Raw genomic sequence first — 11,737 nt, 5'->3', positions numbered from 1 at the left:
AATCCACTTCTGGAACAGATAGGCCCCGGCTTCTTCGGCGGCGCTGTGCGCCACCGTGAGGCTCGGGCCCGTTGCAAAGCGCACCTGCTCGACATCGAGCAGCCAGTCGGAGATGCCCGAGGCGGTATGGGTCAGCTTGATACCGGCACCCTCCAGGGTGACCGAGTAGTCGCTGCGAGCTCCCTCCTGCACGGCCACATCGAAGCCGGTACCGCCATTGAGCTTGTCGCTGCCCGTGCCACCGGATAGCAGGTCATTGCCCGCCCCACCAAACACGATGTCGTCGCCCGCATCGCCATAGACCTGGTCATCGCCGCCCTCGCTGCCCACGACATCGTTGCCACCACCGCCATGGATGATGTCGTCATCGGGGCCGAGCACGATCCACTGGGCACCGCTGTCGCCGCTGGCCGCGTTCTGGCCCGCGCCGCCGATCAGGCGCACATTGCCCACCACGGCGATGAACTCGATGTTGTCCACCTGGATCACCGTGCCCGAAGGCAGGGAGCGGGCATCCAGGATCACGGCCTGCTTGCCGTCGGCGGGGTTGTTGCTGCCATTGATCACCAGGGGCTGGGTGCCGTTGTAGCCGGCACCGATGGTGGGTTTGAGGATCTGCACCGACAGCGGTTCATTGGGATTGAGGGTGGCATAGAACACCTGGCCGGCGTTGGTCAGCTCGGGGTTGTTGCCGGTGACCCGCTCGATGCGGAACCCCAGTTCGGCGAGGGCCGCAGAGCCCATGGTCGTGGTGGTCAGGCCCTCGGCCTGCAGCCCGACCCCGGTGGGCACGCTGACCGAGACGATCGGGGTGCCGCTGGGGGAGGTGACCAAGGGGATGTCGGCCAGCGGGGAGGGGGTGCCAGGGGTATCGGGCCGGGTGGGCAGCACCACCGGGATGGTGATGATGGTGGAGCCGCCGGGGCCCGGTTCGGTGATGACAGGCACGCCGTCGATGGGGGTGCCGATGGGTGGGGTGCCGCCACCGTCCGAGGGGAAGCCGCTGGCCGTGACCGCATTGCCCGTGAGATCGGCGATCACCACGGCCGCGTCGGCCCCGGCGTTCCAGTCTTCTGCCAGGGCAATGTTGTAGGTGGTGCCGCCGTTGGAGGCGGTGCCCTCCTTGTTGAGCAGCAGGTTCACGGCGGTCTTGTCGGTGGCGCTCAGCGTCAGGGTGAAGCTGGTGGAGCTGGCGATGTCGGCGTCCGGGGTATCGGTCAGCGTGTAGGTGCCCCCGGCCTGGCCGGTGAAGGTCAGCTTGTTGGCGACGATGTCGTTGGCAGCGCCCGCCCGGCCCAGCAGCCCGGTGCCGGTGACCACCAGCACCCCGGTGCCCACGTTGTAGGTGGCGCTGGTGACGGTGGGCACGGCCACGCTGGCCACGGTGATGCCATTGCCCGTGAGGTCGGCCAGCACCACGGCGGCATCCGCCCCGGCAGCCCAGTCCTCGGCCGCAGCCAGGTTGTAGGTGGTGCCGCTGGTAGAACTGGTGCCGTTCTTGTTGGCGATGGCGCGCACGGCTGCCTGGTCGACCGGGCTCAGGATCAGCGTGAACGACGTGGCGCTGGTGATGTCCACATTGGCGGTGGTGGTCAGCGTGTAGGTGGCGTTGCCCTCGCCGGTCAGGGTGAACTTGCTCGCAACGATGTCATTGGCAGGCCCCGCCTTGGAGCCCAAGCCCGTGCCGGTGACCACCAGTGCCCCCGTGGCCACGTTGTAGGTGGCGCTGGTGATGGTGGGCACGGGCACGTTCGAGACCGTGATGGCATTGCCGGTGAGATCGGCAATGTCGCCGCCGGTGACCGGGCTGTTCCAGTCGTCGGCGGCGGCCAGGTTGTAGGTGGTGCCGCTGGTGGACGTGGTGCCGTTCTTGTTGAACAGCGCCTCCACAGCCACCTGGTCTGCGCCGGCCAGGGTCACGGCAAAGCTGGTGCCCGAGATCACTTCGACATTGCCGGTGGTGGACAGGGTGCGGGCCACACCGCCTTCGCCGGTGATGGTCAGGGCCGCGACGGTGACGTCGTTCGTCGCCCCCAGGGTCTGGACCAGGTTGGTGCCGGTGACCGTGAGGATGTGGGTGGTGACGTCGTAGGTGGCCGAGGTGATCGTGGGTGCCGAGACATTCGACACGGTCACCGCATTGCCCGTGAGGTCTGCACCCGAGGTGGTCGTCACATCCCAGCTGGCGGCGGCGGCCAGGTTGAAGGTGGTGGCGTCGGCGGCCGTGGTGCCGGCCTTGTTCAGCAGGCCGCCCACGGCCAGCTTGTCTGCGGCATTCAGGGTGACCGAGAACGCCGTGGCGCTGGCAGCAGCGACGTTGCCACTGGTCAGGGTGTAGGAGCCCCCGCCCTGGCCGACCACCGACAGCTTGGAGACGTCGATGGTGTCGCCGGTGACGATGTTCACGGCCGAGACCGAGAGGATGCCGGTGGCGGCATCGTAGGTGGACGAGAGGATGCTCGGGGCGGCGTTGGCAACGGTGATGCCATTGCCCGTGAGGTCGGCGATGTTGCCACCGGTGACCACGCTGTTCCAGTCATCGGCCGCCGCGATGTTGTAGGTGGTGGCGCTGCTGGCCGAAGAAGTACCGTTCTTGTTGAGCAGCGAGGCGACACCAGCGATGTCTGCGCCCGTGAGGGTGACGGTGAAGCTGGTGGCCGATGTGACCTCCACATTGCCGGAGGTGGACAGGGTGTAGGTGGCACCGCCTTCGCCGGTGATGGTGAGCTTGTTGACGGTGACGTCGTTGGGGGCGCCGATGGTCTTGACCAGGCCGGTGCCGGTGACCACCAGGGTGTTGGTGGTGCCGTCGTAGGTGGCCGATGTGACGGTGGGGGCGGCCACGTTGGAGACCGTGACGGCATTGCCCGTGAGGTCGGCACCCGAGGTGGTGGTCGCATCCCAACTGGCCGCAGCGGCCAGGTTGAACACCGTGGTGTCCACGGCAGAGGTGCCGTTGGTGTTCAGGATGCCGTTGATGGCCAGCTTGTCTGCGGCGTTCAGCGTGACCGCAAAGGCGGTGGAACTGCTGGCCGTGACGTTGGCCGTGGTCAGGGTGTAGCTGCCGGTCTGGCCGGTGAGGGACAGTTTGGACACATCGATGGTGTCGCCACCGACGATGTTCAGGGCCGAGACGGTGAGGATGCCTGTGGCAGCGTCGTAGGTGGCACTGGCAATGCTGGGCGCGGCGTTGGATACCGTGATGCCATTGCCCGTGAGATCCTGGATGTTGCCACCGGTGATGACACTGTTCCAGTCATCGGCCGCCGCCAAGTTGTAGGTGGTGGCACCTGCAGAAGAAGCCCCGTTCTTGTTGAGCAGGGCATCGACGGCGGCGATATCGGCACCCGCCACGGTGAAGGTGAAGCTGGTGGCCGAGGTGACTTCCACGTTGCCGCTGGTGGACAGGGTGCGGGTGGCTCCGCCTTCGCCAGTGATGGTCAGCTTGTTGATCGTGACATCGTTGGTGGCGCCAATCGTCTTGACCAGGCCCGTGCCGGTGACAGTGAAGACATGGGTCGTGCCGTCGTAAGTGGCAGACGTGATGGTGGGGGCTGCGACGTTGCTGACCGTGACGCCATTGCCCGTGAGGTCGGCACTCGACGTGGTGGTCGCATCCCAGTTGGCCGCAGCGGCCAAGTTGAAGGTGGTGGTGTCCACCGCCGTAGTGCCGTTGGTGTTCAGGATGCCGTTGATGGCCAGCTTGTCTGCGGCATTCAGGGTGACCGAGAACGCCGTGGAGCTGCTGGCCGTGACGTTGGCCGTGGTCAGGGTGTAGCTGCCTGCCTGGCCTGTGAGGGACAGCTTGGTCACATCAATGGTGTCTCCACCGACGATGTTCAGGGCCGAGACGGTGAGGATGCCGGTGGCAGCGTCGTAGGTGGAAGAAAGGATGCTGGGCGCCGCGTTGGCAACGGTGATGCCGTTGCCCGTGAGGTCGGCGATATTGCCACCTGTGACCACGCTGTTCCAATCGTCGGCAGCCGCCAGGTTGTAGGTGGTGCTGCTGGCCGAGGTGGTGCCATTCTTGTTGAGCAGGGTATCGACCGCGGCGATGTCTGCACCGGCCAGGGTGAAGGTGAAGCTGGTGGCGCTGGTGACTTCGACGTTGCCGGTGGTGGACAGGGTACGCGTGGCGCCGCCTTCGCCGGTGATGGTCAGGGTGGACACCGTGACGTCGTTGGTGGCGCCAATGGTCTTGACCAGGCCTGTGCCGGTGACGGTGAAGACGTGGGTGGCGCCATCGTAGGTGGCGCTGGTGATGGTGGGGGCGGTGACGTTGGAGACAGTAACGGCGTTACCGGTGAGGTCGGCCGGGGCGGCCGCAGTGGTATCCCAATTGGCCGCGCCGGCCAAGTTGAAGGTGGTGGCACCAACCGAGGCTGTGCCATTGTTGTTCAGCACGCCATTGACGGCCAGCTTGTCTGCGGCGTTCAAGGTGACGGAGAACGCCGTGGCGCTGCTGGCCGTCACGTTGGCGCTGGTCAGGGTGTAGCTGCCGCCCTGGCCGGTGAGGCTGAGCTTGGTTACATCGATGGTGTCGCCGGTGGTCATGCCGACGGCTGTGACCGACAGGCCTCCGGTGGCGGCGTCGTAGGTGGCGTTGGTGATCGATGGAGGTGTATAGGGAGTAATGGTCCCAAGGTTGTTGTTATTGGCGGTGCCGGTGACCCCGCTGGCACCGCCAGGGGCTTCGCCGCCTGTGCCGCCGGCGCCCTTGTTCGTGCCCCCTGACAACGATGATGAAGACGAAGTATCCATCTTCAACACGCCGGTAGCCCAGATGCCGCCAGTGCCACTGCCACCATCGCCTCCATTGGCAGTGCCTTTTCCCGCCACAGAGCCCCCCCCACCACCTCCGCCAGCGCCTATATTGTTGGTGATCGTGCTGCCGGAGATCGTGAGCGTGCCAGAGCTGTAGATGCCACCCGCAGCATTGCCACCTTTGCCACCACCGGAGTCATAGCCTGCACCTCCGCCGCCGCCGCCGATGGACAGGCCGCCACTGATCGCTGTCCCACCTGCAGATCCGTTGGAGTAGCCGCCACCGCCGTTTGCGCCTGACCCACCGATCGTGGTGCCGCCCTTGCCTTTGAGATAGGCAGCGCCGCCGCCGCCGTCCCCCCCGGTGCCTGACCCGCCCGATGCTCCCGCATTTATTGTGGACTCTGCATGGCCACCGGCACCGCCTCCAATACCTGAAAGTCCACCGCCGCCGCCGCCTCCTCCGCCGCCACCCAAGGCAGGCGCGAGGTTACCGCCGCCGCCGCCGCCGCCAGAGGCGCCGTTGGCAGTCACGTTGACACTTGTAAGTGTCAGGGTTCCCGCATTGCGTATGCCACCGCCCAACGCATCGCCCGCTGCTGGCGCCGGGTTGCCGGTATCGCCCCCTCGACCGGAGACCAAGCCCTCGCGAATGGTGAGGTCGGAAATGGTAACGGTTCCGCCCCGAACTTCCAGCACACGGCCGTAGTAGTTGGCGTCCAGCGTGTTGCCACCGCCCACGATTTCCAGTGTCTGGCCATCGGTAATGTTGATATCGACAAAGGTCTTGTGTCCATCCGTCACGCTGGCCACTACGTCGCCTGCGCCCGCGGCACCGATGTTGGCCAGCAGTGTGATCGTGTCGCTCTGGTTATTGGTGGCAGCAGTTCCCAGCGCGGTGCGCAGCTCGCCAATCGTGCTGGCGGTCAGCGTGGCAAGGTTGCCATCGTAGTTCGAAAGCATGTTCACATCGATCGCGCTGTCGTGCCCTACAGCGCCCGTCGTGATCTCCAGATCCCAGTCGCCTCCCTTGACTGCACCACCGGTGGCGTCATTGGACGCAGCCACATCGGCCCCGGTCAGTTGCGCCAGCGCCTGCAGGAATTGGGCCCCCACCTCCCCAGCACCCACATCGCAGCCATAGAGCAGCAGATCGCCGTCAGGCCCAAGGGCGTCTCCGATTGCTTTCAGGTCGGCCTGGTGCTGATCGAGGTTGCCCGCGTGCAGGGGACCGTTGCCCAGCAGAAGTACCCCGTCGTCGCCATGCGAGACCACGCTGATGGATGTCAGGCCCTGCTCGCCCTGCAGTGCCTTGGCCATCTGCGCCACGCCATTCTCGGCAGCGTTGAGCACCACCACCTTTACACCCGGCTGTGCGGCCGCGATGATGGACTGGAGGTCGGGCACCCGGCTGTCGATGAAGACGATCTGGTGCGTGGCCGTGTCGGTGGTGTGGGACGTGTTGGTCATGGTGCTGATCCGGTTAAATCGGTGTGTTCGCAGCAGGTCTGTTGCGTGGGTTGACTGGCACGCACTGCAGGCGGCACGAGTGAACGAAGGCGGTCGCCGTGGTCAGTGGCGCCAGGCGCCAACCACTGGGGCTGCGGGTCAACGAAGAGGCGGCTGGCTGCATGGCAGTGGGAAGTTGCACACACAGACCGGCCCCTTTTCAACACGGGCCGAACGCAAGCGGTGCGGGCGCGTGGCAACCCGCATGGCGGCGTGGGCCGCTTGATGCGTGCAGGGTCGAGGCGTCTGTTGCGTTCATTCCATGACAAGGCTTGCAGCCGAAAATCCCCTTATTGGGGCAACGGTTGAAAGTAAGTGAAAGGAATGTGAGGGTCAACAAAAAAGCTGCCATGTGGCAGCCCTCGTAACATCTTGATTCCATTCAGTGCGGCCCGCTGCCGCCGCAGGCCGCAGAGCAGAAGCCAAGGCGGTGTTGGCCATGCGCAGCGTTGGCGGCAGCCGTATGACAGCGGTGCGCCGCAGGACGGCAACGCCGCCATCAGGCGTTGCCGACCGGCACCAAGCAGGCGGCTGCGCTGCCTGCTACGTTGCCTTGGCCGTGATCACGCTGGCGCGGCTGTTGGCCTGGTCGTGCCAGAACGACAGCTTGCCGTACTGCTCGAACAGGTCGGGCGGCAAGATGGTCTCGCGCCGCTCCAGGCCCACGGTGGGGCGCACCTTGTGCAGGCCGTGCAGGCCCAGGGCTTCGTCGAAGTCGGGAGCGTCGTACTGCACTTTCTCGAAGTTGTGCTCGAAGGCGGGCTCCTGCAAAAACTGGTAGATCAGCGGCAGCACCTTGTGCGGGGCCTGGGCCAGCAGGTCGTAGTCCACCAGCAGCAACGAGGCGGCGTGCTCGCCGTAGAACGCCTCTTTCAGCGCCGTCCATGGGTAGCCGACCATGCGGTTGCGCTGGGCCAGGGTGTCCACGCGGCTGTAGACGGTGTTGCGCTCGGTGTCGTCGTTGAACAGGCGGGTGATCTCGAAGGGGTTGGCGCGGTAGCGCCGCTCGATGCTGTCCATGACCCAGGCCACGTTGCGCACGCAGGCTATCAGCTTGGCGCCTGGGAACATCTCCATGAGGGCGGGCATCTGCGCGCTCCACATGCGGTTGGTGTCGAAGATGACCTCCTTCTCGCCCGCCTGGTCCGCGTAGTAGCTGTCGAACAGGCCGCGTGCCAGGCGGTGGCGCTGTGCGCGGGTGACCACGGGGCCGAACTCGCTGCCCGCGCCCAACTGGTTGAGCATGCCGCGAAACAGGCCGCCCACAGGGCTGCTCATGCCGGCATGAAAGCGCGGGTTCTGCAGCAGCAGGGCCGACAACAGCGTGGAGCCCGCGCGGGGCAGGCCGGTGATGAAATGGTAGCGTGGAGAGGCAGTGGTCATTGGGATGAAGTGCGGGCAGTAAGAAGAACAGGGCAATCCGTCGGCGCCTGCGCATACTGTATCGCCTTGCTTGCCCATGTCGCCAGGCGCGGGGCTTGCGCGCAAACCTGCATATATGCCGCGCGTTGTTCGCGCGGCACCGCCCCGCAACACTGCGGTGCATGCGAAATCCACCGTTTTCCCATCCCTCTTTTGCCGTGACCGATGGCCTGCCGAGCCAGACCGCCGACGACATTGCCACCTTGGTTGCCAGCGGCGCCATGGGCGCCGACGAAGTGCTGGCCCTGCTGGCCGAGGCGAGCGAGGCCGATGCCGCGCAGCAGCGTATCGATGACGATGAGTTCGCAGCGCAACAGCGCCGCGAGGCCGAGGCCCGCGCCGTGCGCGTGGGCGCCCTGGGCCGGCGGCTGCTCACCCTGGCGCAGGAGCAGGTGCAGCAGCGCCAGGTGATCGAGGAGCGCTGGTACAAGGACGTGCGCCAGTTCAACGGGCAGTACGACCCGGGCATGTTCGGCGATGAGGGCGAGTACGGCAGCCGGGTCTTTGTGCCGCTGACACGCCGGCTGTGCGGGCTGGTGGAGGCGCGGCTGTTCGACATGCTGTTCCCCAGCGAAGAGCGCAACTACGTGATCGAGCCCACGCCCGTGCCCGACCTGGACGAGGCCCTGGACCTGGCCGGGCAGCTGCCCCCCGACACGCCCATGCAGTCGCCCGAGGGGCCGATGCTGACGGCCGGTGGCATACAGCAGGCGATTGGCCAGATGGTGGACGAGGCGGCCAAGCGCTGCGACGCGATGCAGCGCGAGATCGACGACCAACTGGCCGAGTGCAGCTACCCGCGCCATGCGCGCGATGTGATCCACGATGCGGTGCTGTACGGCACGGGCGTGCTCAAGGGGCCGGTGCCGATGTTTCGCACCACCAAGCGCTGGGCACGGCAGGGCGATGGCGCGTATGTGATGAGCCTTGCGCGCAAGCCGCTGCCGCAGGCGGCGCGGGTGGACCTGTGGAACTTTTTCCCCGACATGAGCAGCACGCACATCCGCGAAGCGGAGTTCGTGTTCGAGCGCCACTACCTCACGCGCCAGGAGGCGGCCGACCTGCAGGACATGCCCGACGTGGACGCCGATGCCCTGCGCCGCATGCTGGGCGCCGAGCCGACCACGCCCACCAACAACTACCGCGAGCGGCTGCGCGCCATCAGCGGCGCCAGCGGCGCCAAGGACCGGCGCTATGAGGTGTGGGAGTACCACGGCCCCATCACCGCGCAGGACCTGATCGACTGCGGCTGCGCTGTGGAGGACGACCCGCTCAAGACCTACACCGGCGTGGTTTGGTTCGGCAGCCAGGGTGAGGTGCTGAAAGCGGCGCTGAACCCGCTGGACAGCAACGAGCACCCCTACAGCGTGTTCACCTGTCAGATGGACGAGGCCAGCATTTTCGGCTTTGGCATGCCGTACGAGGTGCGCGACAACCAGGAGAGCGCCAACAGCGCGTTTCGCGCCATGCACGACAACATGGGCCTGTGCGTGCTGCCCCAGGTGGTGGTGGACNCGAGCCGGTGGATGGCTCGTGGCGCATGGCGCCGGGCAAGTTCTGGCGCAACAAGCGCCCGGGCTCGGACGCACGCCAGGGCATTCAGTTCATCGCCATCGATGCGCGCTTGCAGGAGCTGCAGGCCATCTTCGGCATGAGCAAGCAGCTGATCGAAGAGGTGGGCACGCTGCCTGCCTTTTTGCAAGGCACCGAGGCGCCGAGCTACATGCAGAGCGCCACGGGTGCCAGCATTGCCTACAACGCGGCCAACCTGTGGGTGCGCCGCGCGGTGCGTAACTGGGACGACGACATCGTCACCCCGCTGATCACGCGCTTTTTCGACTGGAACATGCAATACAGCGAGAAGGCCGAGATCAAGGGCGACAGCCGCGTGCGTGCGCTGGGCATTGCCGCATTGGTGGAGCTGGAGGGCCAGGCGCAGCGGCTGCAGGCCTTCATGCAGACGGCGCAGGCCATGGGCCTGCCGCCCAGCAACCAGATGCGGCTGATGCGCGAGTTTGCGCGCGCCTTCAAGCTCGACCCCGACCGCGTGCTGCCCACCGAGCAGGAGATCGCCCGCATGCAGCAGGCCGAGGCGCAGCAGCCCCCCGGCAAGAGCGGCCCCGACGCCGAGCGGGTGGCCCAGCAGCGCGAGCAGGCCGCGATGGATGGCGAGCTGGAGAAGGCCCGCCTGCAGCTGCGCCGCGACGAGGCCATGGCCCAGCGCGAGCTGGCCCAGCAGCGCATGGCGCTGGACGCGGCCACCTCCGCGGCGCGCGAGCGCACGGGCCAGACCGAGGCCCAGCGGCGCCAGGCCTTTGAGGTGCAAAAGACCCGCGCCGTGCTGGCCGACCGCCAGGCCGACCGCGACAGCAAGGCGCAGATGTTGAATGCCGAGATGGCATTCAGCGCACAGATGGGCAAGGGCGTATGAGCACGGGGGATTTCACATGAGCTGGATGGAACAGATCAACCCCGCCACCGCCGTGTGGCGCGGTGTGCAGGCCTACGCGGCCGAGCGTATCGCCGAGCTGACCACCGTGTGCACCACCGTGCGCTCCAGCGACTCCGAGATCCGCGCCGCGCAGGCCGCCATCCAGGAGCTGCAGGCCCTGCTGGCCCTGCCAGGCCGCATTGCCCTGCAGGCGCAGCAGCGCGGCACCACCGACCGCAGCAAAGGATATTGACCATGGCAGAGTACACGCAGGATCACGTCAACGCAGCCTATGCGACCGAGCGGGCCAACGGCGCGTCGGACGAGGACCTGGCACGCATCGGTAAATCGCTGGGCGTCACCGACGCGCAGTTCAACCTGGCCAGCCAGGCCTGGGGCGCAGCGCCGTCGCCAGCCCCGGCACCCTCGTATGCGCCATCGCCGGCACCCGCCGCCGCCTCCACCGGCTGGGAGGGCGGGCGCGACCTCACGGCCGACGAGATCAACACCGGCAAGCAGTGGTCGGTGGGCAAGACCAGCCAGGAAGTCGCCGCACAGGCCCAGGGCCTGGGCCTCACGCAAAAGCAGTTCGGGCAACTCTACGGCTGGTCGGCCGAGGACTCGGCCATCGGCGGCTATGGCACCGCAGGTGGGCTGGAGAAGCCCTATTACGACTACACCTACGACGCCCAGAAGGGCTGGACCAAAGACGCCAAGAAGCCGCCCACCACCGGCATCAACCTGTCGCAGCTGCAGGGCATGACGCGCTGGGACGTGGCGCCCAACGAGACGGTGCGCAGCCAGTTGCAGCAGATCATTGCGGACGACAGCCCGCTGATGCAGCAGGCCCGCGCCCGCGCGCTGCAGACGGCCAACACGCGCGGCCTGCTCAACAGCTCGATGGCGTTGACGGCGGCCGACTCGGCCCTGTACGACGCGGCCATGCCGATTGCCCAGCAGGACGCCAGCACCTATGCCCGCGCAGGCGAGTTCAACGCCGGCCAGGCCAACACCTTTGCGCGCGACAACAATGCCTTTGTGCGCGACGCCACCATGGCCGACTTCAACGTGCAGGCCAACGAATGGGCGGCGCAGCAGCAGTTCGACCGCGAGTACCGGATGCTGGACCGCCAGCAGCAGCTGACGCTGGAGCGCGACGCGGTGCAGAACGGCTACCAGTCGGCGCGCGACCAGTTCGCGGCGCAGACCCAGATGTCCATTGCGCAGCTGGATGCGGCCTCGCGCGCGGCGGCGATCCAGCCCGACACCAGCATGGCGCGGCTGCAGATGCAACTGAACCACGACGACCGCAACCAGCAAAGCCAGACCGATGCGAATGACCGCAGTACGCTGAACAACCTGCGGGCAGACTACGCCGCCAAGGTGTTCCAGATCAATACAGCCGATCTCTCGCCCGAGAAGGCTGATCGCGCACTCTCCGACCTGGCGACCACCTATAACCCGCAGTTGACCGTGCTGGCGAACCGGCTGGGCTACAACCCGGACAGCTGGATCATCAAGACGGCGCCGAGGGAAGCCACCGCACCATCGCCAGGGCCTGCAACAAATGCCCCCTCTGCCGGCGATGCAGGGAGTAGCGGACTATGACCG

At 66.6% G+C, this 11,737-nt stretch carries 4 protein-coding genes; 2 read left to right on the top strand and 2 right to left on the bottom strand.

Features of this window, described 5'->3' with window-relative positions:
* Both ASE28_RS15050 and ASE28_RS15045 read right to left on the bottom strand, forming a co-directional pair.
* Positions 1 to 6,234: DUF4347 domain-containing protein (locus ASE28_RS15050; protein ID WP_057267329.1), on the bottom strand; the 6,234-nt coding region annotated here is incomplete at its 3' end.
* Positions 6,235 to 6,816: 582 nt separating this feature from the next.
* Positions 6,817 to 7,656 carry a sulfotransferase gene (locus tag ASE28_RS15045; RefSeq protein ID WP_057267328.1) on the bottom strand — a complete coding sequence of 280 codons (840 nt, stop codon included), beginning with the start codon at positions 7,654 to 7,656 and terminating at the stop codon, positions 6,817 to 6,819.
* 2,486 nt (positions 7,657 to 10,142) lie between these two features.
* Between ASE28_RS15045 and ASE28_RS15035 the strand changes: the two genes are divergently transcribed.
* Together ASE28_RS15035 and ASE28_RS15030 are read left to right on the top strand one after the other, a co-directional pair.
* Entirely contained in the window at positions 10,143 to 10,379 is a 237-nt protein-coding gene (locus ASE28_RS15035) for a hypothetical protein (protein ID WP_057267326.1), read from the top strand.
* Positions 10,380 to 10,381: 2 nt separating this feature from the next.
* Positions 10,382 to 11,734, top strand: a complete 1,353-nt coding sequence (locus ASE28_RS15030; protein WP_057267325.1) for a hypothetical protein — start codon at positions 10,382 to 10,384, stop codon at positions 11,732 to 11,734.
* Positions 11,735 to 11,737: the final 3 nt, after the last annotated feature.

The organism is Acidovorax sp. Root219 (assembly GCF_001428665.1).
Lineage (GTDB): Bacteria > Pseudomonadota > Gammaproteobacteria > Burkholderiales > Burkholderiaceae_C > Acidovorax.
This window is presented reverse-complemented; position numbering and strand designations above follow the sequence as displayed.

Excerpts from the sequence above, each read along its gene's own strand:
- ASE28_RS15045 (WP_057267328.1), bottom strand. The coding sequence starts at position 7,656 with ATGACCACTGCCTCTCCACGCTACCATTTCATCACCGGCCTGCCCCGC.
- ASE28_RS15035 (WP_057267326.1), top strand. The coding sequence starts at position 10,143 with ATGAGCTGGATGGAACAGATCAACCCCGCCACCGCCGTGTGGCGCGGT.
- ASE28_RS15030 (WP_057267325.1), top strand. The coding sequence starts at position 10,382 with ATGGCAGAGTACACGCAGGATCACGTCAACGCAGCCTATGCGACCGAG.